This is a genomic window from Polynucleobacter sp. TSB-Sco08W16 (assembly GCF_018687455.1).
Classification (GTDB): Bacteria; Pseudomonadota; Gammaproteobacteria; order Burkholderiales; family Burkholderiaceae; genus Polynucleobacter.
In genome coordinates this window covers 1,258,495-1,284,652 of record NZ_CP061291.1, presented here as the reverse complement: position 1 = coordinate 1,284,652, position 26,158 = coordinate 1,258,495, and the positions used below count along the sequence as shown (strand labels likewise).

Annotated in this window: 32 protein-coding genes; 16 read left to right on the top strand and 16 right to left on the bottom strand. The window is 45.5% G+C overall.

What is annotated here, in order from left to right:
• Positions 1-103: 103 nt before the first annotated feature.
• Positions 104-697, top strand: coding sequence for a urate hydroxylase PuuD (locus FD961_RS06385; protein ID WP_068948206.1), 594 nt, complete (start codon positions 104-106; stop codon positions 695-697).
• 74 nt (positions 698-771) lie between these two features.
• Here the strand turns inward: FD961_RS06385 and FD961_RS06380 are convergent, their stop codons facing one another.
• From FD961_RS06380 to FD961_RS06370, 3 genes are all read right to left on the bottom strand, one after another.
• A complete protein-coding gene (locus FD961_RS06380) occupies positions 772-1,941 on the bottom strand; it encodes an NAD(P)/FAD-dependent oxidoreductase (protein WP_215393134.1) in 1,170 nt (389 codons plus the stop codon).
• 50 nt (positions 1,942-1,991) lie between these two features.
• On the bottom strand, positions 1,992-2,159 hold the full coding sequence (locus FD961_RS06375; protein ID WP_071465408.1) for a rubredoxin: 168 nt from the start codon (positions 2,157-2,159) through the stop codon (positions 1,992-1,994).
• Between the two features lie 62 nt (positions 2,160-2,221).
• Complete coding sequence (locus FD961_RS06370; RefSeq protein ID WP_215393133.1) at positions 2,222-2,707, bottom strand: rubrerythrin family protein; 486 nt, start codon at positions 2,705-2,707, stop codon at positions 2,222-2,224.
• Between the two features lie 156 nt (positions 2,708-2,863).
• Here FD961_RS06370 and FD961_RS06365 point away from each other — a divergent pair, with 156 nt between their 5' ends.
• Together FD961_RS06365 and FD961_RS06360 are read left to right on the top strand one after the other, a co-directional pair.
• Positions 2,864-3,787 carry a hydrogen peroxide-inducible genes activator gene (locus FD961_RS06365; protein ID WP_215393132.1) on the top strand — a complete coding sequence of 308 codons (924 nt, stop codon included), beginning with the start codon at positions 2,864-2,866 and terminating at the stop codon, positions 3,785-3,787.
• Positions 3,788-3,877: 90 nt separating this feature from the next.
• Positions 3,878-4,978, top strand: a complete 1,101-nt coding sequence (locus FD961_RS06360; RefSeq protein ID WP_215393131.1) for an alkene reductase — start codon at positions 3,878-3,880, stop codon at positions 4,976-4,978.
• Positions 4,979-5,030: 52 nt separating this feature from the next.
• On the opposite strand, the gene FD961_RS06355 is transcribed toward FD961_RS06360, so the two are convergent.
• The 5 genes from FD961_RS06355 to FD961_RS06335 all read right to left on the bottom strand — a co-directional run bounded on the left by FD961_RS06355 (position 5,031) and on the right by FD961_RS06335 (position 8,005).
• Entirely contained in the window at positions 5,031-5,207 is a 177-nt protein-coding gene (locus FD961_RS06355; RefSeq protein WP_201721708.1) for a hypothetical protein, read from the bottom strand.
• Between the two features lie 17 nt (positions 5,208-5,224).
• The gene (locus FD961_RS06350) at positions 5,225-5,767 is read right to left on the bottom strand and encodes a cytochrome b (protein ID WP_215393130.1); all 543 of its coding nucleotides are present in this window, start codon (positions 5,765-5,767) and stop codon (positions 5,225-5,227) included.
• A gap of 76 nt (positions 5,768-5,843) precedes the next feature.
• On the bottom strand, positions 5,844-6,035 hold the full coding sequence (locus FD961_RS06345; protein ID WP_071465413.1) for a hypothetical protein: 192 nt from the start codon (positions 6,033-6,035) through the stop codon (positions 5,844-5,846).
• Positions 6,036-6,058: 23 nt separating this feature from the next.
• Positions 6,059-6,667 carry a hypothetical protein gene (locus FD961_RS06340; RefSeq protein WP_251371240.1) on the bottom strand — a complete coding sequence of 203 codons (609 nt, stop codon included), beginning with the start codon at positions 6,665-6,667 and terminating at the stop codon, positions 6,059-6,061.
• A gap of 192 nt (positions 6,668-6,859) precedes the next feature.
• The gene (locus FD961_RS06335; RefSeq protein ID WP_215393129.1) at positions 6,860-8,005 is read right to left on the bottom strand and encodes an alpha-hydroxy acid oxidase; all 1,146 of its coding nucleotides are present in this window, start codon (positions 8,003-8,005) and stop codon (positions 6,860-6,862) included.
• A gap of 145 nt (positions 8,006-8,150) precedes the next feature.
• On the opposite strand from FD961_RS06335, the gene FD961_RS06330 reads away from it, so the two are divergent.
• From FD961_RS06330 to FD961_RS06300, 7 genes are all read left to right on the top strand, one after another.
• The gene (locus tag FD961_RS06330; RefSeq protein ID WP_215393128.1) at positions 8,151-9,065 is read left to right on the top strand and encodes a DMT family transporter; all 915 of its coding nucleotides are present in this window, start codon (positions 8,151-8,153) and stop codon (positions 9,063-9,065) included.
• Positions 9,066-9,130: 65 nt separating this feature from the next.
• The gene (gene tcuA / locus FD961_RS06325) at positions 9,131-10,549 is read left to right on the top strand and encodes an FAD-dependent tricarballylate dehydrogenase TcuA (protein ID WP_215393127.1); all 1,419 of its coding nucleotides are present in this window, start codon (positions 9,131-9,133) and stop codon (positions 10,547-10,549) included.
• Complete coding sequence (gene tcuB, locus FD961_RS06320) at positions 10,536-11,681, top strand: tricarballylate utilization 4Fe-4S protein TcuB (protein WP_215393126.1); 1,146 nt, start codon at positions 10,536-10,538, stop codon at positions 11,679-11,681. Before tcuA ends, tcuB begins: the two co-directional genes overlap by 14 nt.
• 44 nt (positions 11,682-11,725) lie before the next feature.
• Positions 11,726-12,655, top strand: a complete 930-nt coding sequence (locus FD961_RS06315; protein WP_215393125.1) for a fumarylacetoacetate hydrolase family protein — start codon at positions 11,726-11,728, stop codon at positions 12,653-12,655.
• Complete coding sequence (locus FD961_RS06310; RefSeq protein ID WP_371817146.1) at positions 12,607-13,608, top strand: Bug family tripartite tricarboxylate transporter substrate binding protein; 1,002 nt, start codon at positions 12,607-12,609, stop codon at positions 13,606-13,608. Before FD961_RS06315 ends, FD961_RS06310 begins: the two co-directional genes overlap by 49 nt.
• A gap of 54 nt (positions 13,609-13,662) precedes the next feature.
• Positions 13,663-14,811 carry an aminotransferase class V-fold PLP-dependent enzyme gene (locus tag FD961_RS06305; protein ID WP_071465420.1) on the top strand — a complete coding sequence of 383 codons (1,149 nt, stop codon included), beginning with the start codon at positions 13,663-13,665 and terminating at the stop codon, positions 14,809-14,811.
• Between the two features lie 148 nt (positions 14,812-14,959).
• Positions 14,960-15,238 carry a protein tyrosine phosphatase gene (locus tag FD961_RS06300; protein ID WP_215393123.1) on the top strand — a complete coding sequence of 93 codons (279 nt, stop codon included), beginning with the start codon at positions 14,960-14,962 and terminating at the stop codon, positions 15,236-15,238.
• Positions 15,239-15,262: 24 nt separating this feature from the next.
• Here the strand turns inward: FD961_RS06300 and FD961_RS06295 are convergent, their stop codons facing one another.
• Together FD961_RS06295 and FD961_RS06290 are read right to left on the bottom strand one after the other, a co-directional pair.
• Positions 15,263-16,240: a DMT family transporter gene (locus tag FD961_RS06295; RefSeq protein ID WP_215393122.1), complete on the bottom strand. Its 978-nt coding sequence runs from the start codon at positions 16,238-16,240 to the stop codon at positions 15,263-15,265.
• Positions 16,241-16,246: 6 nt separating this feature from the next.
• Positions 16,247-17,140 carry an NAD(P)H-hydrate dehydratase gene (locus FD961_RS06290; RefSeq protein ID WP_215393121.1) on the bottom strand — a complete coding sequence of 298 codons (894 nt, stop codon included), beginning with the start codon at positions 17,138-17,140 and terminating at the stop codon, positions 16,247-16,249.
• Positions 17,141-17,204: 64 nt separating this feature from the next.
• Here FD961_RS06290 and FD961_RS06285 point away from each other — a divergent pair, with 64 nt between their 5' ends.
• Positions 17,205-18,620: an MBL fold metallo-hydrolase RNA specificity domain-containing protein gene (locus FD961_RS06285; protein WP_215393120.1), complete on the top strand. Its 1,416-nt coding sequence runs from the start codon at positions 17,205-17,207 to the stop codon at positions 18,618-18,620.
• 15 nt (positions 18,621-18,635) lie between these two features.
• Here FD961_RS06285 and FD961_RS06280 read toward each other — a convergent pair whose 3' ends face one another.
• Positions 18,636-19,466, bottom strand: a complete 831-nt coding sequence (locus tag FD961_RS06280) for an ABC transporter substrate-binding protein (RefSeq protein ID WP_371817145.1) — start codon at positions 19,464-19,466, stop codon at positions 18,636-18,638.
• A 54-nt stretch (positions 19,467-19,520) separates the two neighbouring features.
• The gene (locus FD961_RS06275) at positions 19,521-19,724 is read right to left on the bottom strand and encodes a hypothetical protein (protein WP_215393119.1); all 204 of its coding nucleotides are present in this window, start codon (positions 19,722-19,724) and stop codon (positions 19,521-19,523) included.
• A 152-nt stretch (positions 19,725-19,876) separates the two neighbouring features.
• On the opposite strand from FD961_RS06275, the gene FD961_RS06270 reads away from it, so the two are divergent.
• Genes FD961_RS06270 through FD961_RS06260 form a run of 3 tightly spaced genes read left to right on the top strand, consistent with a single transcriptional unit; the run spans position 19,877 to position 22,523 of the window.
• Positions 19,877-20,734, top strand: coding sequence for an LOG family protein (locus tag FD961_RS06270; protein WP_215393118.1), 858 nt, complete (start codon positions 19,877-19,879; stop codon positions 20,732-20,734).
• A gap of 45 nt (positions 20,735-20,779) precedes the next feature.
• A complete protein-coding gene (locus FD961_RS06265) occupies positions 20,780-21,292 on the top strand; it encodes a hypothetical protein (RefSeq protein ID WP_215393117.1) in 513 nt (170 codons plus the stop codon).
• A gap of 13 nt (positions 21,293-21,305) precedes the next feature.
• Positions 21,306-22,523: an aminoacetone oxidase family FAD-binding enzyme gene (locus FD961_RS06260; RefSeq protein WP_215393116.1), complete on the top strand. Its 1,218-nt coding sequence runs from the start codon at positions 21,306-21,308 to the stop codon at positions 22,521-22,523.
• 16 nt (positions 22,524-22,539) lie between these two features.
• Here FD961_RS06260 and FD961_RS06255 read toward each other — a convergent pair whose 3' ends face one another.
• Positions 22,540-23,313, bottom strand: a complete 774-nt coding sequence (locus tag FD961_RS06255; RefSeq protein WP_215393115.1) for a TerC family protein — start codon at positions 23,311-23,313, stop codon at positions 22,540-22,542.
• 16 nt (positions 23,314-23,329) lie between these two features.
• Positions 23,330-23,719: a group II truncated hemoglobin gene (locus FD961_RS06250; protein WP_201721710.1), complete on the bottom strand. Its 390-nt coding sequence runs from the start codon at positions 23,717-23,719 to the stop codon at positions 23,330-23,332.
• A gap of 102 nt (positions 23,720-23,821) precedes the next feature.
• Here FD961_RS06250 and FD961_RS06245 point away from each other — a divergent pair, with 102 nt between their 5' ends.
• Positions 23,822-24,352 carry a phasin family protein gene (locus FD961_RS06245; protein ID WP_236638683.1) on the top strand — a complete coding sequence of 177 codons (531 nt, stop codon included), beginning with the start codon at positions 23,822-23,824 and terminating at the stop codon, positions 24,350-24,352.
• A gap of 47 nt (positions 24,353-24,399) precedes the next feature.
• Here the strand turns inward: FD961_RS06245 and FD961_RS06240 are convergent, their stop codons facing one another.
• Together FD961_RS06240 and FD961_RS06235 are read right to left on the bottom strand one after the other, a co-directional pair.
• Positions 24,400-24,621 carry a TIGR02450 family Trp-rich protein gene (locus FD961_RS06240; RefSeq protein WP_071465432.1) on the bottom strand — a complete coding sequence of 74 codons (222 nt, stop codon included), beginning with the start codon at positions 24,619-24,621 and terminating at the stop codon, positions 24,400-24,402.
• Between the two features lie 9 nt (positions 24,622-24,630).
• Entirely contained in the window at positions 24,631-24,996 is a 366-nt protein-coding gene (locus FD961_RS06235; protein WP_215393114.1) for a hypothetical protein, read from the bottom strand.
• A 94-nt stretch (positions 24,997-25,090) separates the two neighbouring features.
• Between FD961_RS06235 and FD961_RS06230 the strand changes: the two genes are divergently transcribed.
• Positions 25,091-26,140: a fumarylacetoacetate hydrolase family protein gene (locus FD961_RS06230; protein WP_215393113.1), complete on the top strand. Its 1,050-nt coding sequence runs from the start codon at positions 25,091-25,093 to the stop codon at positions 26,138-26,140.
• Positions 26,141-26,158: the final 18 nt, after the last annotated feature.

Genomic DNA, 26,158 nt, shown 5'->3' with positions numbered 1-26,158 from the left:
CTAAGTCACTATTTTAAGTAAGAATTATAGAATTTCGCCCAGTCGTACAAAATTAGCGGAATCGTTTATAGTTACAACGCATTCTTATATAGGAGATCCTCACATGGCTTCAATTTTGACCTCATTGGGACGCACAGTTTTTGCAGGTTTTGTGCTTCTCGTTTTAATTATTCTCGCTTTGGGCGGTAACTTTAGCTCTGCTGAATTGCCATTCGTATTCCGTTGGTTGCACGTGATGTTTGGTGTGATGTGGATTGGTTTGCTTTGGTACTTCAACTTTGTGCAAATTCCTTCCATGCCAAAAATCCCTGACGAACAAAAACCAGCTATCGGTAAAGTGATTGCTCCAGCAGCATTGTTCTGGTTCCGTTATGCAGCATTGTTCACAGTATTGACAGGTTTGATCGTCGCGACATTGAATGGCTATGCGCATCAAGCATTTACCTTGCAAGCACCATTCCGTGCAATCGGTCTAGGCATGTGGATTGCTTTGGTAATGGCTTTCAACGTTTGGTTCATTATTTGGCCTAACCAGAAACGTGCCCTTGGTATCGTGACTGTTGAAGCTGATGTAAAAGCTAAATCTGCTCGCGTTGCAATGTTGACATCCCGTTTGAACACATTGCTTTCTATACCAATGTTGTTCTTGATGGTTGCTCAATCACACAACACTACTTGGTTCGTGATCGTTTCTTAATCACACCTCAGGCATTAAAGAAAAGGCCCGCACTTGCGGGCCTTTTTGTTTTCCGGGAACATATTAAGGGGGTTTTAAGCTAGGACGGGCGGCAACTCTTTTGTCAGGGCGCTCCGTTGTGCTGTTGCTGTACCCATTAAAACAAAGCCCAACAGCTTGCCATCATTGGATTCAAAACGTGCCTCTAGCCCACCATCAACTGGCGTTGATTTCCATTGACCAACAGCACCCTTAGCGGGCGGAGAAACTACGGTTGCTAATACAGGTGTTTTCACCATTACAGGCATCGCAGGATAAGTTAAGGCAGTGGGTTTTCCGGTGAGCGTCACTGCCAATGCTCTAGCTGCTTGCATGATGGGCATGACGTAGGGAAGAACAAGTCCCTCTACTTCAGCGCAATCACCGAGTGCAAATACATCAGGTACGCTTGTTTCTAATTCACGGTTCACTTGAATCCCAACACCAGTGGCAATGCCTGCTGCTTTAGCAAGGTCAAGTCTCGGTTTTAATCCTACTGCAGAGAGAACAACATCGCTGCTAATGCTTGCACCATTCGCTAACGTAATATCGAGCTCATTCTGCTTGCGATCAATGGTCTGTACTGTAGTGTTGAAGTGCCAACGCACTCCCGCAGCACTGAGTTTTTCCTGCAAGTCATTTGCAGCAGCCTCAGGGATTAAGCGGCCTAGAGCTTGTGGCGCCAAGTCAATTACATCAACCTCAAAGCCGCCCAGAACGAGGTCATTGGCAAACTCGCAGCCAATCAAGCCCGCACCAAGAATTGCCACCTTCTTTTTGCCAGCAATAGCTGTCCGAAACTTTGCATAATCCTCAAGATCATTGACGGTCAAGACTTCATTAACCGCATTACCTTGCAAGGGAAGGCGAATTTGATCCGCACCTAATGCTAGAACTAATTTGCCGTAAGCAATTGCGCCTTTATTGGTGTTGATCTCCTTAGAAGCATGCTCGATAGAGCTGACATCGGTTTCAGCCAGGATATTAATTTCTAATTGAGTAGCCATTCCATCTGCCGGCGTGGAAACCAATTGAGCTGCATCTTTCTTTCCGGCTAGTGCAGTGGAGAGCATCGGCTTGGAATAAAAGTATCCAGGCTCTCTCGTCACTAAAGTGATCGGAATTTCTTTATCCAGTTTACGAATTTCACGTATGACGGTGTACCCAGCTAATCCACTACCTATGATGACAATAGCGGATGAAGATTGAGATAAGTTTTGATCCAAAGCTGGGCTCCCTAGTAATGCATTAAATACGTTAATTGGTATCGACTGGCTTAACCGATCTGAACCATTTCAAAGTCAGATTTCGCTACGCCACAATCTGGACATTCCCAGTCTTCCGGGATATCAGCCCAAAGAGTACCAGGGGCAATACCGTCTTCAGGTAAGCCTTTTGCTTCGTCATAAATGAAGCCACACACGATACATTGCCAAGATTTCATGTTAATTCCTTTAGTGATTAATGTAAGTTTAAATTCAGTTCGGTTTTATTTCTTGCAAAGGCTTATTGATCTGCAAACACTTTTGCCTTCTCTAAGGCTTGCTTATAGTGATTAGCGTGACGCTCTTCCACATTGGCCAAGGCTGCAAAACGCTTGGCCGCCTTAGTCAACATGGCCTGAAACTGCTCGGCATGCTCTTTAGACTCGGCAATTTGCTCGTCGATTTCTTGAATGGCAGCAGCATTACCTTCTTCCACAGCAGCTTTTCGGAACGATGGATACATTTCAGTGTATTCATAGGTTTCACCTTCAATCGCAATTTCTAAGGCGCGTGCTGGCGAAATGGTGTTGGCAGGGTAAAGTAAATCCAAGTGACCAAATGCGTGCATCACTTCCTGATCTGCGATCGCTTCAAAGATCTTTGCGGTTTCTTCATCTCCAGCAGCGCGGGCTAACTTTGCAAAATAGCGGTATTTAATGTGGGCCATGGATTCGCCTGCAAATGCGGATTCCAAGTTTTGGATGGTTTTGATTTCTGGACGTGCCATTTTTCGATTCCTTTACTCATGTTTAAAAGTTTGTTGGGCTTGCAGATCCTGCTTGAATGCTTGCTCAACCATGTAATGGATTGTGGCCCTCATTTCATAATCAGTCCAATGAATAATTATGCTACTATTTATCCAATTATTCGATAAGGAGGCATTATGGCCTATTTACCGTCATTAAAGCAGCTCAGTTACTTGGTAGCCCTGGCAAAGGAGTTGAACTTTACCCGTGCAGCCCAATCTTGTTTTGTTGGCCAATCTACCCTCAGCGCCGGCTTAAAAGAATTAGAAGATGGCTTAGGCATCCAACTAGTGGAGCGTGATCGACAAAATGTTTCGATTACTCCTGCAGGTCTAGAGGTGCTTGAGCGCGCTAAAACAATTTTGACTGCATCCGAAGATTTGGTTGAGTATGCTGGGGCATCTGGTAAGCCGATGACAGCCACAATTCGTTTGGGAGTTATTCCTACGATTGCACCATTTTTATTGCCGACTGTATTACCCGAGGTTCGTAAGCGATTCCCCGATCTCAAAATTACTCTGAGAGAAGACTTAACGGCAAACCTATTATCAAGAATTGCAGAGCATAAATTGGATTTCGCCTTGATTGCTTTGCCATATGATGTGAGTGGCCTTCTTGTTGAAGAATTATTCAACGATGAGTTTTGGTTGGTTGCTCGAGCGGGTGATCCAGCACTTAAGGGTAAGGAAGTGATTTTGCCTGCCAAAATGGCTGAGCGACTTTTATTACTGGAGGAGGGGCATTGCTTGCGCGAACATAGTTTGCAAGCATGCAAAAAAGCAGATATCCGCAAAGATGAGGGGATGGAGGCTACGAGCTTGCTGACCCTGCTGCAGATGGTCGAATCCGGTTTTGGCATTGCATTGTTGCCTGAGATGGCCGTGAAAAGTAGTCTTCTAAATCATTCTGAGTTGGTTGCTAAGGCAATGGCATCTCCAGCGCCCAAAAGAGTGATTGCCTTGGTAGCAAGATCCTCTACTGCACATCTCGCAGAATTTGCGGCCTTGTCCGAATGCATTCGCGAGCGATTCGGAGTTAGCCTCAATAGAGATTACAGTTAATCGGATTGCCCCCTTGAGGCTTCAAGCAAAACACGGCAAAACTTGTTAGAGTCACTCCAGTTGTTTCACCATTCACAAAGAAAGTATTTAATGTCCGGTAAAGAAATCATGTTCAGTCCAGTTCAACTGGGTTCAATTCAGCTAAAGAATCGCCTAGTCATGGCGCCGCTTACTAGAATGCGCGCCATTGCTGGCGATGTACCTAATCCATTAGCTAAGACGTATTACGCACAACGCGCGAGTGCTGGACTGATCATTACAGAGGCGACTCAAATTTCACCTCTGGGTATGGGTTATCCAGCCACCCCTGGTATTTATTCAGCTGCGCAAACTGCTGCCTGGAAAGAAATCGTTGATGCCGTGCATGCCAAGGGCGGGGCTATCGTTGCTCAGTTATGGCATGTGGGTCGCATCTCCCATTCCTCCTTGCATCCAGAGCAAGGTTTGCCTGAGGCCCCTTCTGCGATCGCTGCTTCTGGTCAAACCTATGGTGCTGACTGGAAGCTGCATGACTATGAGACACCCAAAGCAATGAGCCTGGATGATATTGCGCGTCTACTCAAAGAGTTTGAGATGGCGGCAATGAATGCAAAAGCTGCAGGTTTTGATGGTATTGAAATTCATTCTGCAAACGGCTACTTATTAGATCAGTTCCTGCAAGACAAAACTAACCAGCGTACTGATCAGTATGGTGGTTCGATTGAAAATCGATTGCGCTTATTGGGCGAAGTGATTGAGTCGGTAAGTAAAGTATTTCCAAGTGATCGGGTCGGCGTACGTCTTTCACCTTATGGGACATTTAATGATATGGCAGATAGCGACCCAGTTGCCCTATTTACTGCAGCAATCCATAAGTTAAATACCTACAAGTTGGCCTATGTTCATATGATCGAGCCACGTTCCACCAGCGCTGGTGGGGGCGATCAAGTGTATGAAGATGCTCCGATTACATCTGAAATGTTCCGCAAGGCTTACCAAGGTCAATTTATTACCGCAGGTGGTTACGACCAGACGATGGGTGAGAAGGTTTTGGAAGAGGGTCTAGCGGATGCGGTAGCGTATGGTCGTCTGTATATCTCCAATCCAGATCTGGCTGAACGCTTCCAAAAGAACGCATCCCTTAACCCATATAACCGCACTACTTTTTATGGTGGTCAAGAGCTTGGGTACACCGATTACCCAACTCTCTAAAAGAACCGCAGTTAATAAATAGTAAAGACCTCACCGCTTCGGCAGTGGGGTCTTATTTTTTATCTGTAGGATCGTTTAGCAAGTTGTAGTGATTGCCAATTAATATTAAAACAATGGAGAGACATCCCAGAGCAAAAAATTGCCATTGATGCAAAACTGCAGTACCAACAACGGTCATGAGAGCTGTCCAACTGACTACTAGCTTGGCTTTTTTAGAAAGCGGCTTCATGGTGATATTTCCTCTATTTAGTTTGAAGTCTTGATTTTATTCAACATGCGACGCAGGGTAGCATCTTTTAGAATGTAGTGATGCCACAGGGCAGAGGCTGCATGAATGCCAATGAGGAAGTACAAGGCGTTACCAAGCCATTCGTGCGCTTCCTTAAAGATCTTCTTAATAGCCAGATTCGGAGTGATTAGCTCTGGCCAGACCCAGCCGAAAAAATGAACTTCTTTGCCACCTGCCTGAAGAAAGACAAATCCCATAATGGGCAACGCTAGCAGCAGGACGTACAGTGCCCAGTGCATTGTTTTAGCGAAAATATTGAGAGCGCGATTAAGGTTCAAGGGCTCTGGAACTCCATAGATCCAGCGAGCAAGTAGGCGTAAAGCCATCGCGAAGAAAATGAGCTGCCCAAAAAGGCCGTGGATAGTTTTACATAGCTCGCGGGGTTCGCTACCTTTAGGAAACTGACCTTTAAGTTCTATGACTCCAAGGGCGAGCACAACTAGAATAAAAATGAACCAGTGGAATACGATAGAAAGAGGGTGGTAGTGATTGCGCAACATACAGTGAATTTATAAAGATCAATTCACATGATAAAGATCTGAGTGGCAATGCTCCCTATAGGGCTAATTCAGAGTCTTAATTAGTCAGTCGAACTTTTGCGCTGAGTTCGCTGATAAGACCTCTTTTATCAAGCTGTGAAAGCCTGAGGGCCTCCACTTCAAAATCAAGCTGCCCAGGATGAAATTCATCATCATTCTGTAGGTGAATGACATAAGTCCAAACCAATTCACGTCCGCGGTTCTTAAACACATCTACAACACGTTTCATGATTACCGCCTATTTGGTAAAACTTAATGGTTTGTCGAGGATGTATTGTTGAGATTCATCTTAGGAGTTAAATTTTGTTTGAGCGTCGTGAGATTGCGCGCTTCAATGCGAATCACCCCGCCTCTGGGGCTGTCGATATCTGCAATCAGAAAAAAGGAGACTGCGACCACAAAGGGGAAGATCATGAACAAGCCAATATTCCGCTTAAAGTTGCGTGCACCAAAGCCGACCAATAGGTTGGCGCATACCGCAATCGCCGCCATCAAAGCCCAAGCGGGATAGGGGATGCGATTCCACCACGCCGCTTGCACATAGCCTTGGGAATTCAAAACATCATTCATTCCTGAGACTATTAAAGCGGTAGTTGCCCCTGGTTGAGATCTAGCGAATGGGAGTATTTCGTTCCACATTGCGTTTTGTAGTTCATCGGTTTTTTGATGAATTTCTTCAATCTTCTCTTTGCTTTGTCTTGAATAGAAAAGGATGCGCTGGTCAAGGTACTGGTTGAGAAGATCCTTGGTTCTTGCAGAGGCTTTGCTTGGTAGAAGATCAGCTCGAAGATACTCAGTGCTAATCGCATTAGCCTCGCCCTCTTCAAGGGTTTCTCGATTGTCATGGCGATCAATAGCCATGGAAAAGGTAAAGCCAATAATCAGGGCTAGCAATGTTAACGTTGCAGTTTGGATGACACCAAGATCTTCTGAGGTCTCAGTATCTTTGGTGCGGTAGCGGCTTAGTACTGCGTTACCAAACCATACTGATAAAGCAAAGACTAGGAATGAAATTCCAAAGACAAGGGCTGGGTGGTTAAGAAGATAAGAAATTTAGAAGGTTCCTGGATAAAGAATATCTTTGGTTACATTTTGAATATCGCGATGACCTGTAAATGCCATGGTGATATCCATTTCATTATGAATAAGCTCTAAACACTTGGTAACGCCAGCTTCACCCATGGCACCCAAGCCATACAGGAAGGGGCGACCAATCATGGTGCCACGAGCACCCAAGGCCCAGGCTTTTAATACATCCTGACCTGATCGAATGCCGCCATCCATCCATACTTCAATATCTTTGCCGACAGCATCTACGATTCCTGGTAACGCCTTGATGCTTGAAATTGCACCATCCAATTGACGACCGCCATGGTTGGAGACGATCAACGCATCTGCTCCAGAATTCGCTGCTAGGCGTGCATCACCTTCATCCAGAATGCCTTTAATAATGAGCTTGCCACCCCACAGTTTTTTAATCCACTCCACATCACCCCAGTTGAGGCCTGGGTCAAACTGCTCTGCCGTCCAGGAGGACAGGGAAGACATATTGCCAACACCAGTAGCATGCCCAACGATATTGCGGAAGGTTCTACGTGGAGTCATTGCCATACCAAGGCACCAACGCGGCTTGGTTGCCATATTGATCATATTGGCGATAGTCAATTTAGGCGGTGCAGATAAACCGTTTTTCAAATCTTTATGACGCTGCCCCAATATTTGTAAATCTAGAGTGAGAACTAATGCAGAGCATTTAGCAGCTTTAGCGCGCTCAATGAGTCGCTCAATAAAGCCGCGGTCTTTCATAACGTAGAGCTGAAACCAAAATGGTTTGGTGGTGCGTTCAGCAACATCTTCGATAGAGCAGATACTCATCGTAGATAAGCAGAAGGGAACACCAAATTTTTCAGCCGCTTTAGCTGCCAAGATTTCACCATCAGCGTGTTGCATACCAGTAAGACCAGTTGGGGCAAGTGCAACCGGCATTGCCACCTCTTGACCGACCATCGTAGTTTTGGTAGTGCGATTGGTCATATCAACCGCTACGCGTTGACGTAATTTAATCTTCTGAAAATCGGATTCATTAGCGCGATAAGTCGACTCAGTCCATGAGCCTGAATCCGCGTAGTCGTAAAACATCTTGGGGGTGCGCTTTTGGTGTAAAACTCGTAAGTCTTCGATATTGGTGATGATGGGCACAGTTAGTCCTTGTTCTATTGCTCTTTTAGATCGGCAGTTCTCTAATTAAGCTCTATCTTAGCAACACCGAGGATTTGTTTCTACAATGCTAGGGTATCCCTAATGTAGAGGCCCTCAAATGGCCGCCCATCCATTCCCTGACTAAATGCCTAAATTAAACCTTGCTACCGTAGCCTATTTATTGATTGCGACTGCTTTATGGGCCGGAAATGCGATTGCTGGGCGCTTATTGGTGGGAAGCGTTTCCCCAATTACCCTAAGTGCAGTTCGCTGGGGTTTGGCTGCACTACTTTTACTCCCTTTGGGTTGGCGAGTTTTTAAGCCTAATAGTGCCTTGTGGCAGAACAAGAAGCGATTTTTACTACTGGGACTTTTTGGGGTTGGAAGCTACAACGTTCTACTCTATCTTGCATTGCAAACTTCAACAGCAATCAACGTGACTTTAATTGGCGCAAGTATGCCCATTTGGATGCTCTTTATTGGCGCTGTGTTCTACCAAACCAAACCAAATCTCTTGCAGTTGATTGGTGCGATTGTTTCCTTGCTAGGGGTAGCGATTGTTCTCACGAGAGGCGAGTTAGCTACCTTACTCTCGATGAAGATGGTGATAGGTGATTTACTGATCATGTTGGCCACTGTTCTATGGGCTATTTATAGCTGGATGTTAAGTCGCCCGGGCTCAAGCACTGAACGTCAATGGCCATGGGCAGATTTTTTGATGGCCCAGGTCTTGGTAGGTCTTTTGTGGACCGGATTTTTTGATGGCTTTGAGATTGCCAGTGGGCATGCATATTTGGATCTCAACCTGTGGACTGGCTCACTTATTCTGTTTGTGGCGGTAGGTCCTTCTTTGATTGCTTATCGTTGCTGGGGAATGGGAGTGAGCGGTGCCGGCCCTACCGTAGCCGCCTTTTTTGCAAACTTTATTCCTTTGTTTACCGCCATCTTGTCTGCAGCTATGTTGGGCGAACCCCCGCAGTTATTCCATGGGGTGGCGTTTGCCTTGATTGTTGCTGGAATCTGGGTTTCATCCAGCCAAAGTCGATCTGCCCGCTCTTGACCTGCGTCTAGGTAAAAAAGCCGAAAAAACAGTAAAGTGTTTTCTTTTCACGCGAAGTCATAGTCATGGTGGATGTCTTAGTGATTGGCGGCGGTAATGCCGCCTTATGTGCTGCCTTAATGGCTAAGGAGGCTGGCGCTAGCGTTCTGCTATTGGAGGCTGCTCCAAAAGAGTGGCGTGGTGGTAATTCATCTCATACTCGAAACATTCGTGCGATGCATGATGAGCCTCAAGATGTCATGCTCGAGGCATACTCAGAAGAAGAGTATTGGCAAGATGTATTGAAGGTCACCAGCGGAATCACTGATGAGTTTTTGGCAAGATTGGTTATCCGCGCATCTTCACAATGTCGAGATTGGATGCGCCATCATGGTGTTCGCTTTCAGGCGCCTTTATCAGGCACTTTAAATCTCTCACGTACTAACGCTTTTTTCATGGGTGGTGGTAAAGCATTGGTGAATGCCTACTATCGCAGCGCAGAAAAGTTGGGCGTGGGTATTCGTTATGAGTCTCCTGTTTCTTCTGTAGAGATCCAGGATGGAAAATTTATCGCTGCCTATATTGGTGATGAGCGGATTGAAGCAAAGACGTGTGTATTGGCAGCGGGTGGCTTTGAGTCCAATCGTGAATGGCTCAAAGAGGCATGGGGCACGAATCAATATGGCGAATCCCCTGCGGATAATTTCTTAATCCGAGGCACGAGATATAACAAGGGTGTTTTGCTTAAGCAACTCATCTCGCTTGGAGCTGACTCAGTGAGCGATCCAACGCAGGCTCATATGGTTGCTGTCGATGCACGCGCACCTTTGTATGACGGTGGTATTTGTACTCGCATTGATGCTGTCTCTTTTGGAATCGTGGTTAATAAAAATGCACAGCGTTTTTCGGATGAAGGCGAAGACTTTTGGCCTAAGCGTTATGCTTTTTGGGGAAGGTTGGTTGCTCAGCAGCCAGGCCAGATTGGCTATTCCATTATTGATTCAAAAGTACTGGGCCGTTTTATGCCACCCGTATTTCCTGGTGAAAAGGCAGATACATTAGCTGAGCTAGCCATTAAGCTGGGTATAGATCCTAAAGCTTTACAAGAAACAGTGAAGACCTATAACGCCGCCTGTCGGGTTGGGACGTTTGATCACACGATCTTGGACGATTGCCATACTGAAGGTTTGGAGCCAGCTAAAACCCATTGGGCCTTGCCGATTGATACCGGACCTTTTTATGGTTATACGGTTCGTCCTGGCGTGACATTTACCTACTTAGGTTTGAAGACCGATGAAACTGCAGCGGTACATTTTAACGGCGTATCAAGTGCTAACTTATTCGTTGCTGGAGAGATGATGGCAGGTAATGTATTGGGCAAAGGATATGCCGCTGGCATTGGTATGGCAATTGGCACAGCCTTTGGCAGAATTGCAGGAACGCAGGCTGCTAAAGCCGCACAAATATTGAATCAATCTCAAGGAGCTGAGCATGCAACAGCTTAACGCTCTGGTTAAAGAAGCAAATGAGTTAGCAATAGGCACGCCAGAGTCTGAGGCAGATCGCATGTTGCAGATTTGCAATGCATGCCGGTATTGCGAAGGATTTTGCGCCGTGTTTCCGGCGATGACTCGTCGCATTGAATTTACTCCAAGCGTTGTAAATTACCTAGCTAACCTCTGTCATAACTGTGGTGCCTGCCTTCACGCTTGCCAATATGCTCCTCCGCACGAATTCGGAGTCAATATTCCGCGTGTGATGGCTCAGGTTCGCAAAGATACTTATATGACGTATGCCTGGCCGAAGTCATTTGGCGCTCTTTATAAGAGTAATGGAGTGGTAGTGTCGGTGGCCGTATCGTTATCGATTGCGTTCTTCCTCTTATTAAGTGCATTGCTTAATGGCTCACTTTCTTCTGGACCGCTGGATGGTAATTTTTATGCGGTCTTCTCACACAACACGCTTGCTCTGATGTTTGGTGCAGTCTTTGGTTTTTCAATCCTTGCCATTGCGATTGGTCTTATCCATTTTTGGAGAGGAATTTCTGCTGGAGTGATTTCTGCTAGCGCTGCAGCAGAGGCAACGCACGATGCGCTGACCTTAAAGTATCTTGGGGGTGGCCATGGCGATGGTTGCAATAACGAAGACGATGCTTTTTCTCTTTGGAGAAAGCGTTTTCACCATTTCACTTTTTATGGCTTTATGTTGTGCTTCGCAGCTACTAGTGTGGCAACAATCTATCACTACTTCCTGGGCTTGCATGCACCATATGCACTCAATAGTTTGCCAGTCATCCTGGGTACGCTGGGCGGCATTGGATTATTGATTGGGCCTGCAGGTTTGTTGTACCTCAATCTACACAGAAATTCTGAGCATGGAGACGCAAGCCAAAAATCAATGGATAGAGCTTTCATAGTGCTTTTATTCATGATCAGCATCTCAGGCTTGCTTTTGCTGGCTTATCGAGATACGTCGGCGATGGTGGCTTTACTTGCTGTTCACTTAGGCTTTGTCATGGGTTTCTTCTTAACTATGCCTTACGGCAAATTTGCCCATGGTTTTTATCGAGTAGCAGCCTTATTAAAGAATTCGATTGAAAAGCGCCAGAAGAACCATTTGCAATTTGGTGCCGATTAATTGATTGGTTCGTAATTCAAAAACAGTAGAAAAAAGAAAACAATATGAGACTCATTACCTTTACTCGTGCCGGCTCTACTCATGCTGAAATCGGTGCACGCTTACCTAATCCTGCGGGCGATCAAATTTTGCCTTTCGCTGATGTAGCAAGCAAGCTAGGTATTCAAGATTTCCCAGGTGATATGAAATCCTTCTTACGGGCTGGCAGCAAAGTTATGGAGCAAGCAAAGTCTTGGGTTGCTGCTTCTGTTGACTACTCAGCACTATTCATCAGTCCAAAAACGATTACCTATTTGCCGCCGATTACCGATGCTGAGAAATTTCTCTGTGTTGGTAAAAACTACCGCACCCATTTGGAAGAGCTCAAGCGTACCAACTTGATTAAAGAGATTCCGCAAGAGCCCACTTCATTTATCAAGCTTAACTCCTGCTTGTCTGGCCATGAAGCAAAGGTGGTGCGCCCACAAGGAATTACTCGTCTCGATTACGAGCCTGAGTTGGTATTTGTGATTGGTAAAAGAGCCTTGGGTGCAAAAAAGGCGGAGGCGATGGATTATGTTGCTGGCGTTACCATCTTGAACGATTTAACTTGTCGTGATCTGCAATTACGCGAGGTTGCCTCGGGCTCTCGTTTTTGGACTGGCAAGAATATTCCAGGCTTTGGTCCCTTAGGGCCTGAGATTGTCACGATCGATGAGATTCCGGATGTCTATGATCTGTGGATGACGTGCTCTGTAAATGGTCAAGAGCGCATGCGTGTTAATACGGTAGATCAAATCTGGAAGATCTCCGATATCTTGGAGCATTTCTCTCGCTTTATTCCTATTGAAGCGGGAGATATGTTTTCAACCGGTGCTCCTGGTGGTGTAGCGGTGGGTAAAGAGAATGCAGAGGATCTGTACCTCAAGCCCGGTGATGTGGTTGAATGCGCAATCGATGGTATTTCAACTTTGCGCACTACCATCGTCGAGTAAATATGATGAAGCGGACTTTATGTTGGGTCGTCGCTTTATTTTCCTGTCTAGCTTTGGTCCCGTCTCTGGCGGGGGCGGCTGATAGCTATCCTAGTAAGTCGATTAAAGTAATTGTGCCCTTTCCACCGGGGGGTGGGGCAGATACCCTCATTCGCTTGATAGTTCCAACAATGAGCGAGGTCTGGAAGCAATCCATCATTGTCGAAAATCGTCCGGGTGCAAGTGGCCTCATCGGCGCAGAGCAAGTGGCTCAATCGCCTGCGGATGGATATACCTTATTAATGGGTTCGACTGCTGCAGTCACGGAAAAAAATATTGCGCAGTTTTCTCCGGTTGCCTTAGTGTCTGCCTCTCCTTATGTGGTCACTGTTAACCCTAGTTTGAATATCAACTCAATCAAAGCATTGATTGCCTATGCCAAAGCAAACCCAGGAAGCGTCCGATATGGCTCATCTGGTCCTGGTTCGGCATCTCATTTGGCTGGAGAATTATTCTCTTCGATGGCTGGCGTGACATTGCTTCATGTTCCCTATAAAGGAACTGGTCAGGCCTTAACTGATTTACTGGCGGGTCATATTGATTTGATGTTTGCTCCTGCGCAAACCGTGATGCCGCAAATTGAATCTGGAAAATTATTGGCCTTGGCTCAAACCGGTGCGAAGCGCTCAGAAGCGCTGCCAAATATTCCGACTGTTGCAGAGGCGGGTTTGCCGGGTTACAGCGCAGTAGGCTGGTTTGGTTTATTTGCCCCAGCGAATACTCCTAAACCTGTACTGCAAAAAATCAATCAAACGGTGATGTTCGTCTTGGGTCAGGACAAAATTCGTAAGGCTATGTTGGAGCGGGGAAGTGACCCTGCTAGCGGTAGTGCCGAGGAATTTGCGGCTTTTTTACGCCTAGATCAGTCAAAATGGGCCAAATTGATCAAAGAAAATAAGGTTGCAGTGCAATAAACCCTTAAATCAGTATCATTTAGGGCTAATCACTGAAATCCCTAGGAAATTACTATGCCAGGCTTACTTCCCAATGTTGATCCAGATGGATTATTAGAGTTCTCGGTTGTTTATACCGACCGCTCCTTGAACCACATGTCTGAAGAGTTCAAGCGCGTGATGGTCGACATTTCTAGCGTTCTTAAAGACGCCTATAACGCAAGCTCTGCTGTCATCGTTCCTGGTAGCGGTACTTTCGGTATGGAAGCTGTTGCCCGTCAATTTGCGAACAATGAAAAATGTTTGGTGTTGCGTAATGGCTGGTTTAGCTATCGCTGGACTCAAATTTTTGATCTGGCAAATATCACTAGTGATGTGACGGTCATCAAAGGTCGTCAACTAGAAAATTCCGCTCAAGGTGTATTTGCTCCTGCGCCAATTGAAGAGGTAGTGGCTTTCATCAAGAAAGAAAAGCCAGCGGTGGTATTTGCTCCTCACGTAGAAACTTCTGCCGGCATCATCTTGCCTGACGATTACCTCAAGGCTGTTGGAGAAGCAGTTCGCTCAGTGAACGGTTTGTTTGTATTGGATTGCATTGCCTCTGGCGCTATGTGGGTTGATATGAAGGCGTGTAATGTGGATGTGTTGATCACGGCCCCACAAAAAGGCTGGAGTAGTTCCCCTTGTTGTGCTTTGATTGCTCTTGGAGATAGAGCTCGTGAGCGTATTGATGCCACTCAAAGTAGCAGCTTCTCTATGGATTTGAAGAAGTGGTTGCAAATCATGGAGGCTTATGAAAAAGGTGGTCATGTGTATCACACGACTATGCCTACTGATGCATTAAAGATTTTGCGTAACGTGATGAAAGAAACTCAATCACTTGGTTTTGCAGCCTTGAAGGCCAAACAAGTTGAGCTGGGCACTAAGGTACGCGATCTATTGGTTTCACAGGGCTACCATTCTGTTTCCGCAAAAGGCTATCAGGCTCCTGGCGTAGTAGTAAGCTACACCAAGGATCCAGATATTCAATCCGGCAAGAAGTTCATTGCATTGGGTTTGCAAACAGCTGCAGGTGTACCTTTGCAGTGTGATGAGAGACCTGATTTCCGTACATTCCGCATTGGCTTGTTTGGATTGGAGAAGCTGGCTCATGTAGACCGTACTCTTGGCCACTTATCTGCCGCATTAGAAAAGATTACTGAGGCAGAAGCTCAGCCTGCGTAATACTTGCCTCCCTTAGAAAAAGGCCATCTGATGATGGCCTTTTCTTTTGGGGTGTTGTCGGTCTGGATGGCTAATATCAAAAAATGAAGCATTTATGACAGTTTTTTGGTTATTATTAAATCATCTACAAACCCTCTTGGAGAATTGCATGATTTCTCGTATCGTTCGCTTTAGCTTGGCCTCTCTTGTTTCTGCTGCTATTGGCTTAGCGCCAATGTCAGTCATGGCTGCTGATCCAGCTCCTGCGCCTGCAGCCGCTCCAATGGCAACCCCAACTGCGGCTCCCGCTCCTGCAGCAACGCCAGCCGATAAAGCTGCCGAGAAGAAAGCTAAGAAGCAGGCTAAGAAAGAAAAGAAAGCTGAGAAAAAAGCCAAGAAGAAAGCAAAGAAAAAAGCTAAAGCCGCTGCAGACGCAGCTGCTCAGTAATTTCAAAACCAGTATTGGAGCCGCTTAATTCAGGGGCTCAGCATTATCAAAGTCATCAGATTTTTTAGAGTCTGATGACTTTTTTCTTGGACTGTCGTTACGTACCAATAGCCACATTGCAGCAATGACCAGTGTCATGCCGCCAATCTGGGTCCAGGTAATGGGTTCAGACAAAATAAAGTAGCCTAGAAAAATGGTGGAAACGGGCCCTAGGATTCCCGCTTGCGCAACAAGCGGCGAGCCTATGCGATTGATGGCAATCATGATGAGCAGCATTGGAATAACAGTACATAAGCTCGCATTTAGAAGGCTGAGCCAATAGACTTGTGTGACCTGTTCGAATATAGCGCTCGGATTGTAAAAAGAAGATTGCAAAATACTCAGTACTGCAGATGCTGAGCTGGCATAAACCACTAAACGTACGCTACCAATACGTTTGACCATCTCACCGGAGCCAATCATATATAAGGCATAACTACAGGCGCTACCAAATACCAATACCATGCCAAGCCATGCATGAATACCAGTGGAGCTTGCATCTTGAATAAATACAACGAACACCCCGAGATACCCCACGACAAGGGCATACCATTGCATTCGCGAAATCGATTTTGATAACGCAAAATAAGAAATTAATAAAACAATCGTAGGGGTGAGGTAGAGAACAATGCGCTCTAGTCCGACAGAAATATATTGCAGCCCTAGAAAATCAATATAGCTAGATAAGAAATATCCCAAGAAACCCAGAAAGAATAATTTTCCGCGATCAAGCCAAGTGATCGGGCTCATCGGCTTTCTGCGTGATTCCCACCAATATACGGACCAAAACAAAGGGAGTGCTATTAGCATCCGCAAGGCTAGTAGAGTTTCTGCATTCGCGCCATATCCAAATGCCAGCTTCACTAAAACCGCTTTGCCAGAGAACAGCATTGAGCCAATACCGGCCATCAAAATACCATAGAGGTAACGTCGGTGATGATGTGCTGTGCTCTGGGATTCCATACAGATTTATAACAGTTTATTGAGCAGACTTCTCATCTCAAGGATCGTTTCAGAAGGGGTTAGTCCAATTGGTCCAGTCCCTTGTTGAACTAGGCTATCAGCCGCAGAGGCGTGCAGTTGAACTGCGATGCAACTCGATTCCCAAAGATCAAGATGATGACGAACGCCTTGTGCTGCAATCGCAGCAATGCTGCCGGTTAAGATATCACCCATACCGCCCGTTCCCATACCGGGATTGCCTGCTGTGCATTGGACAGTGGAATGAAGTGGAGAGCCTATTAAGGTGTATTGACCCTTAAGGACAACGATTGAGTGTGTAAGTTCAATTAATTGTTGAAGTGATCCTAAGCGATTGTCTTGCACGTCGGCGGTAGAAGATCGCAACAATCTTGCTGCCTCTCCGGGGTGGGGGGTAATCACAGTTTGATCTGGATATTGCTGGTTACGTAATTGAAGGGCGCTCAATAATTCTGCGTTGTCAGCGATCAGATTCAGGGCGTCAGCATCAATGATGACTGGAACTTTTGGATAGTTCAGACAAGCTCGAAGCCATTTCATTGCCAAGGCAGACTTACCAAGTCCAGGACCAATCGCAAGGATATCGGGTTCATTTTGATTTAAATAGTCGCTCACTTCCTCTGTAGCCAGGCGAATCATAAGCTCTGGTTGATTGGGATCTGCTTGTGCTGATGCAGGATCCAGCATCTCTAAAATAGTCCATCCCGCACCCAGATGTAAACAAGCACTACCTGCAAGCAGAAGGGCGCCAGCCATCCCCGGTGCACCACCAATCAGAATAGATTTACCTGCATCACCTTTGTGCTCAGCAGGTTCGCGTCTTAGCCGTTTGGCTAACTCAAGGGATTGAAGTGTGGCGGGCTTAGTGGACGCGGATGTCATCTCAATAGTATCGCTCTGATTCGATAGGGATTGAACTCATTGTAAGAGAGTGTATGCTGAAGGAATGAAGATTCAGTTTCTTGGTGCTGCAGGCGAGGTAACCGGTTCACGGCATTCCATTGAGGTGATGCTGGCCGGCAGACCCCGGCATTTCATGGTGGATTATGGAATGTTTCAAGGTGGTCGTGAGGCAAGCAATAAAAATCTAGAGCCCTTACCGATTAATCCAAATGATCTTGATTTTGTGGTGCTCACACATGCGCATATTGACCATAGTGGCTTGTTACCGCGCTTATGCGCGCAAGGCTTTAAGGGCCCCATTTATTGCACTACTGCTACCTATGAGTTATTAAAGATTCTGTTGCCAGATAGTGCGCATCTCCAATTTGCAGATCTTGAGCGCGCAGAACGAAAAGCTAAACAGGGAAAGTGGCATGGTGATATGCCGGTCGCACTGTATTCAAGAGTAGAGGTGGAAATGACTCTTGCGCAATTTGAGCCCTTGGATTACGGAAAAGTACTGGAGCTTGCCCCGGGTATTCAATTGGAATTTCGTAATGCTGGACATATTTTAGGTTCAGCTATCGCAGTGATGGATATACAGGAAGATGGCACCCCAAAAAAACGCTGCGTCTTTTCGGGGGATATTGGCATGAAAGGCAAAGTGCTGATGCCTAACCCAGATTTAATTACCGATGCCGACTTAGTCGTGGTCGAATCCACCTATGGTGATCGCTTGCACCGCACTCTCAGTGAGACCGAGGCAGAGTTAATAGAAGTGATAAACACCACCATGGCAAGCCAAGGTAATGTCATTATTCCGGCATTTGCAGTGGGGCGCACTCAAGAGATTCTATTTTTGCTGATTGATCTGGTCAGAAGGGGGTTGTTACCACATCTGGCTATCTGGGTAGATTCACCCATGGCAACGGCGGCAACCCATTTAACAGAAAAATTCTTTTCACAACTAGACGAGCAATCTCAAGCCACTTTTAGTTGGTATAAAAATAATCCAAATGCCGTTGATTTGCGATTTATTGCAGACGTGGAAGAATCAAAATCTTTAAATAGGATCAAAGGGGGAGCCATCATCATTTCGGCAAGTGGAATGTGTGATGCTGGTCGAATAGTGCATCACTTGGCCAATAATTTACCTAGAGAACAAAATGCCATCGTGATTACTGGATTCCAGGCCTATGGAAGTCTGGGTAGACGGCTAGTAGATCGAGCTAAATCCGTACGTTTGTTTGGAGAGGATGTGCCGGTGAAGGCCTCAATTCATACTATTGGTGGTTTATCTGCTCATGCGGATCAGGCTGGACTACTAGATTGGTTGCGGGGCTTTGAATCGCCACCTAAGACAGTATTTGTGGTTCATGGTGAACCAGAGGCAGCCTCCGTATTTGCGGAGCGCATTCGGGAAGATCTTGGCTGGAAAAATGTGATCATACCCGAGCGCCTGCATATTTATAGCTGCTAACAAATAAGATAATTGTCAGTCAGCAACTTTCGCACCTTCAATGTGGTGGCGTTGCATGGCTTGCGCAATAAAACCCGATTGCTTTAATTGGGTGATAACTTCAGTTAGGTAAACCGTGGTCTTTTGGTATTGAGGTCTTGCTTTAGGAATTCCAATAGCTTGATTGATTACCATAAAGCGACCTGGCAGCATTCGCAAGCCTTGGTACCGCTTAGCATCACTCTCTAATTGCTGTTTTACTCCAGCAGCTACATTGCCTTTCCCAGACATGAAATCATCAACAACTGCTTGTGAGCTAGCAGCCCTTAAGATGGTCGCGCTTTTAATCTCGCGCGTGAGGTAGAGGTCGTAGGCGCTACCTTTGCCAACAACAATCTCATTGCCAGCTACATCAACCTCTTCATTCATCTTGATAGGGGAGTTAGATTTCACCATATAAGCCCCTTCAATCTGAATATAGGGTGGGGTGTAGCTAATATCTGCACCTCTGACTGGATCGATCGCCACAAAGACTAAATCAACATCCCCATTCTTGACTGCATCAACGGTATTACCTGCCGTCTTAAATGGAATGAGCTCGATAGGCAATCCAGTGCGCCTCCCGATTTCGTGGGCGATATCAATGGTGACACCTTGTGGTTGCTGAGTAGCTGGATCTTCGTTCGCCAAAATAGGGTTACCCAAATTAATACCAACACGCAGTGTGCCTGTTGGAGCAAATGAAGCGATCATGGCTGGGTCAATAGTTTTCATAGTGCGTGTGGTCTGACTAAGGCAAGATTGAGAAATGCAGAAAGTGCAGAGTGCTGCAAGATACAAGGAGGGGTAGAAGAGAATGTTCTTCATGGAGAGAGTATAAAAAAACCGCGGCGGACCGCGGTTTAATTTGCTATTGAAAAATTACTTCTTAGCATCAGCTGCAGGGGCTGCTGCTGGCGCAACTGGAGCAGCAGCAGGAGCATCCTTCTTCGCTTCTTCAACATGAGTAGCCTCAGCACCATGTTTTTCACCGCTCATATCAACGTTGCCGTCGCCCTTGAGGAGTAAGTAGGCAGTGGCGCCAATTAATACCAGCACCATAATGATGATTGAACGATTACTCATGTGTTTTTCCTTCGGTTTAGTTGAAATTCCGCTAATCTTAACTCTACTTATGTGTTCGGTAAATCCTCCATAGCCCTAGTACTAGGTATAAATACTGACTTTTTAGGCATAAAGGGTAAGATGGTATGACACAGATGTTTTAAGGTTGCAATATGAGTCCAAAGCTTCCCACTAATAATGCTCAGACTATTACTGAGTTTCTAAATCTTCATCACAGTCAAGTCTCTGAGGAGGATTCTCAAGACTCTTATAAGTTTGCCTTTGATGATGAGGCCTTTCTATCTCGCAGGGAAACCATTGGAATTCGGTTTGAGTTGGAGTTGCTTAAGCCCGAGATCCTCCTGAAAGAGCATGGCATTGAACACACAATTACTGTTTTTGGTTCTACACGTTTTCTAAGTTCTGAGCGTGCTCATGACTTAGAAAAAAATGCGAAGACTCCAGAGGAGCGGCAGGCGGCAACTAAGGCAATATTGCATAGTAAGTTTTATGAGTCCGCAAGGGAGTTTGGCTCCTTGGTAGCCCAATACAACGCAACGCAGGAAAAGAATTCGAATAAGCTCCATATTTGTACTGGTGGTGGCCCTGGAATTATGGAGGCCGCTAATCGGGGCGCTTTTGAGGCGGGCGATCAAACTATTGGATTTAATATCAGCTTGCCGCGAGAGCAGCATCCAAACCCTTATATAAGTCCTGGCTTAAGTTTTCGCTTTCATTACTTTGCCCTGCGCAAGATGCATTTTATGTTGCGTGCCAGAGCAATCGTTGCCTACCCAGGGGGATTTGGATCATTTGATGAGTTGTTTGAGGTTTTAACCTTGATGCAGACTAAGAAGGTAGTTCGTATCCCAGTCATTTTGGTTGGCAGGGACTTCTGGAATGAAATGGTGAACTTTAAGCAAATGGTTGAATTTGGTGTCATTGATCAAGAGGATATGCAAACGATTCATTTTGCAGAGACAGCACAAGAGGCTTGGCAGGTGATTCAGGATTGGTATCAACTGGGCTAGACCAGCTATCAAAGTAAAATAGCAATAAGACTTTTCCTTTTATATATGAATCCAACCCAAACCAATTTCGCTACTGCTTTAGATCTGCCTGGCTACCTTTTGGGTGGAGTCATGCTATTGGTAGTGATGGTCTTTCATGGTGTACTTTTGCTGCAAATTGCTAAGCGCTACGAAGTCAAAACCTATTTATATTTAGCTGAGAAAAAATATTCCGCCGTTGCACTGTGCTTCTACGTAAGTGTGTTCTGTTTATTTCTAACGCATATTGCTGAAATTCTCATCTGGGGATTTTCTCTCTATGCCTTTAAATTACTGCCTGCTTTAGGCCAAAGCATTCTCTTTAGTGGTAGTACATATACCGCGATGGGCTTTATGGAAGACATACTGCCAGATGGCTGGAAAATGTTGGCAGTCATTATTGCTTTTTCTGGGATGTTCTCATTTGCTTGGACAGCATCTGTCATGATTTCAATGACAAAGAGCTTCCGTCAGGCATATACCAAGCTGCACATGAAAAAACTCAATATCTCTTCCGAGATGATTGATCGCTTTGAGTGATGCACAGCTAGGTATGACAAAGATATGGGATGCCATCGTAATTGGCGGTGGAGCTGCAGGTTTATTTTGTGCTGGAGTCGCTGGCCAGCTGGGGAAAAAGATCTTAGTGCTCGACCATGCGCCAGTGTTGGGTGAAAAAATTCGGATTAGTGGTGGCGGGCGGTGTAACTTTACCAATTTACATAGCAGCCCAGCAAACTTTCTGTCTCTCAATCCCCATTTCGTAAAAAGTGCTCTTGCGAGATACCCCTCAGCAGAATTTATCAAGCTGGTAACAGCTTATGGCATTAACTATCATGAGAAACATCAAGGGCAATTGTTCTGTGATGACTCTGCAAAACAGATTATTGAGATGTTATTTGCAGAATGCGCAAAAGGTAAGGTTACTGTTCGTCATCCGGTTGCAGTAGAGTCGATTGCTCAGGAGAGTGCGCACTGGATAATCCATGCCAGCGATGGTATTGAGAAGACTAAATCAGTAGTGATGGCTACCGGTGGCTTGCCCGTGCCAGCGATTGGCGCAAGCGCATATTCACTGGATATTGCTAAACAGTTTGGCCTCCAAGTGATTGAACCCAGACCTGCTTTAGTGCCGCTTTCATTTACTGCTGAGACCTTTGGCAATCTCAATGACTTAGCGGGTTTAAGTGTTCCCGTCAGAATTGCTTCGGGCTCTAAGGGCCATCGCTACGGCGCATGTCGCTTCATTGAGGATTTATTGCTCACTCACAAGGGCTTATCGGGACCCGGTGTACTTCAGGCTAGCAGCTATTGGGTCGAGGGAGAGCCTATTCATATTGATTGGCTTGGTGCTATTGAGCGACCTGGCGGCTTTAATTGTGATGAACTTTTCAATAACGAAGAAAATCGCCTAAAGCTTACTGAAACCATTCTATCTTCTGTACTGCCACAACGCTTGGCAAAAGCCTTTGCCGAGCAACAAAACCTGATGGGACGCAAGTGGGCAGAAGTTTCAAAAAAGGATCGTCAAGCCCTCAAAGAGTTGATTACCAATTGGTCTGTGAAGCCCGCCGGAACACTAGGCTGGAAAAAGGCTGAGGTAATGTTAGGCGGCGTGGATACAAAAGAGATGGATGGTCAGACGATGATGTCGCGCAAGCATCAGGGCCTCTATTTCATTGGAGAGTGCGTTGATGTCACCGGCCATTTAGGTGGCCATAACTTCCAATGGGCTTGGGCAAGCGGCTTTGCATGTGCTCATGCACTCTAAAGTGTGCTTAACCCAGTTAATTTTTCTCAAGCTTCGACCGCCTTTTCTTTTCACGCGAACGAATATTTAACAGCTCCACAGTTAGTGAAAATGCCATTGCTACATAAACATAGCCCTTAGGTATATGAACCCCCATACCTTCAGCGATGAGTACTACGCCAACGACTGTTAAGAAGGACAGAGCGAGAACTTTAATTGAGGGATGCTGGTGAACAAAGTCTCCAATAGGTTTGGCGGCGATCAGCATGATGAGTACAGAAGCAATCACTGCTGCAATCATGATGCTAATTTGATCTACCATCCCTACAGCAGTAATGACACTATCTAGGGAAAAGATAATATCGAGTAAGCCTATTTGCAAAACTGAGCCAACAAATAAACTGAGCATTGGCTTTGATGTCTCTTGGCTGGCAATATTCTCACCATCATTCTCGTGATCGCCGATTTCTACTTCGGTGTAGATTTCCTTAGATGCCTTCCAAATTAAGAAAAATCCACCTAGTAATAAAATAAGATCTCTGCCACTTATAGAATGCTCAAGTAATGAGAAGAGTGGGTTGGTAAGGCTCATGACCCATGACAGACTCAAGAGCAATAATATTCGGGTAATTAAGGCAAACATCAAGCCGAAACGACGCACCTTCTCGCGGATTTCTAGGGGTAGGCGATTGGCGATGACGCTAATAAAGATAATGTTATCGATGCCTAGAATAATTTCTAGAGCCGATAGGGTAAAAAATGCAATCCAAGCATTTGGATCGCTTAATAACTGAAGGGCGCTTTCGATCATTCTTTATTTCACTAATTTAGTTGGGTTGATTTCTCATCCAGTCGGCAGTGTTGAAAAAGGATTCTTCCAGCTGCTTTGCAACATCGCCTTCAATACCGCACTCCTCAAGGGCGCGGTACATGCAAGCTAGCCATTGATTGCGCTCAGCAAGTCCAATTTTAAAAGGTAAGTGCCTGGCCCTTAGCATGGGGTGGCCATACTTAGGGGAATAAATATCCGGTCCACCCATCCAGCCTGTTAAGAAGAATTTGAGCTTTTCACGTGAGCTAGAGAGGTCTTGGGGGTGCATGCTGCGCAGCTCCCCAAATTGAGGCTCTAGCGCCATTAAATCGTAGAAGCGATCGACCAACTCATCAACCTTATCGATGCCCCCAATCGCCTCATAGATATTTTGTTTTTCCATCATATTGTCATTTTAATGCCTTAAATTCAGGGTAATTGGCAGTGAGCCAATTTCGGTATAGAGTTGATATAAGAGATTTAATAACCCCTAATTAATAGGAGCTTAATGATGGATGCACAAGAATTACAAAAATGGCAACGTGAAAAAGCAAAAGAGCTATTTGATTACTCGCATACCTTGCTTGAGGCGGCGAAAAAATTAAGTGAGCATCATTTGGCTGAGATTGAGTGGGGCATGAAAAATGCTCTAGACAGCGCCAAGTCTGCGGCTAAAAATGATTTGAGCAAATTGAAGAGTTTGCAGGAAGATGCTGCGAAAGAAGCTACCAAGCGCGCAGCTGCCTACCAAAAGAAAGTTAAGTCCGTTCTTAAGGAGCTCGGCGAGGGTGCTGCCGATGAAACCGAGAAGCATCTTGAGAAAGTGCGCAGCTCCTTGGTAACTTGGTTAGAGGATGCAGAAAATAAAATGCCTGCACATGCTGACAAGCTTTCTAAAGTAGTTCATGAAATGTCTACAACCGGTCAGAATATGTTCAAAGAAGGGCGCCGCATTGTTAACCAAGTAGCAGAGACGGCAGAAAAGAATATTGATGAGCTGGTAAAAAAATCGTCATCAGGTAAGAAAAAAGAAGACTAATTTTATTTTCTTATAAATCAAACCGCCTGCAGTATTGAGGCGGTTTTTTATTTCCAGCCCTGAATCCAAAGCTCACTGTTCGTCAGATCGCGCCAAGCAATCTGCGTAGTTTTCTTACTGTAGACAGCTTCTATCTCAACAAACTCAATCTTTTCTTCTGGGGGCTCTGGAAGGATAACTTTACTGACTAAGAAGTGCTTTTGCTTGGCTATTGGTTGCACCGCAGTCCACTTAGTTAGCAATAATTTTTTAGGACTTAATTTATTCATTGGAAATGCTTACAAGGCGGTACATTGGTACTCTTGGCCACCGCTTACCATCAAGCCAGAAGAAGATGTAAAGACAGTATTTGACTGCTCTGTTTGAACGGTACATTTCTGATCAAAATAGCTTAGATTGCCTAAGCTGCCGCAAAAGTCTAGCTTGCTGCCTTTGAATTCCATTTGGGCTTTTCTGAGAATCATGGGGATCTTGGTCTCGGTAGGCGTGTTGCAGCTCCAAGTGCTATAGGTCTCGCGCTCGCAGGCAACAAGCCCCAGCAAGATAGCCGTACAAGCTAGCAGGCGAATAACACATAGGCTTCTTAAATGATTCATGGCCAAAGCATAGCGAAGTTTCAAATATTCTGCCCAAGATTGGCTCAAGAGGCAGTTTTAGTATTAATATTTACGTCAGATTGTTTAATAAACAACGTATTAAAGCTAATAAAGCTGCATAAAAATTAACAAAGGAGACGCTGTGGATACAAATCGGAGAGATGCGCTGAAGTTAGGTGCATCAGCTGCTATGAGTGGCATGTTTATTTCTAATGTGATGGCTGCTACTGACGGTCAACCGCCAATCGTAGTTGAGCCATTGACGGGTAAGGCTGGCTTGCGTATCGCCAACTACTTGCCAAAGATGGGCGCTACCTCAAGACTAGGTTTGGTAAGCAATGATGGCTTAGTAGTTGATATTCCGGCTGAGGCAGTGCGCCAAAAAATGCAGCTATCCTTTGATCCAACATCAATGATTTCCTTGGCTGCTTCTGGTAACCGTGGTCTAGTGGAGTTGGCCGCTATTTTCAAGAATCGCGGCTCAAACCTCCAGAACGTAAATCAAATTGTGCTCTTATCTCCCATTCCAAAGCCGCAAGCCAATATTTATTGTGTGGGCTGGAATTACCTCGATCATTTTGAAGAGGGTCTAAAGCATCGTGCGGATACTGCGGTCAAAGAGTATCCAAAAGTTCCCGTGTTATTCACCAAGGGCACTCAAACCATGAATGGTCCATTTGATAACATTCCTTATGATGCTGGCATCTCCACCATGATTGACTGGGAAGCTGAGTTAGCAGTAGTGATTGGTAAAAAGGGCAAGAATATTTCCGAAGAGAATGCCATGGACTATGTCTTTGGTTACTCTGCCTACAACGACACTACGGCGCGTGATATTCAGCAAAAACGTCAATCTGGTCAATGGTTTAAAGGCAAGAGCCTAGATGGTCATGGCCCAATGGGTCCATGGGTTGTTACTGCAGGCGGCGTGAATTTGGATGACACTCGCATTATTTGCCGTGTGAATGGTGTTGAAAAACAAAACGCGAGTTACAAGCAAATGTATTTCAAGATCCCAGCCATTATTGCTGAGCTATCACGCGGCCTAACCCTGTTACCTGGTGACATTATTGCGACTGGTACACCATCTGGAGTTGGTGCAGGCAGAACGCCTCAAGAGTTTATGAAGCCCGGCGATATCATGGAAACCAATATCACTGGTATCGGCATTCTGCGCAATAAGATTGCGTAACATCGGTTCTTAATACAG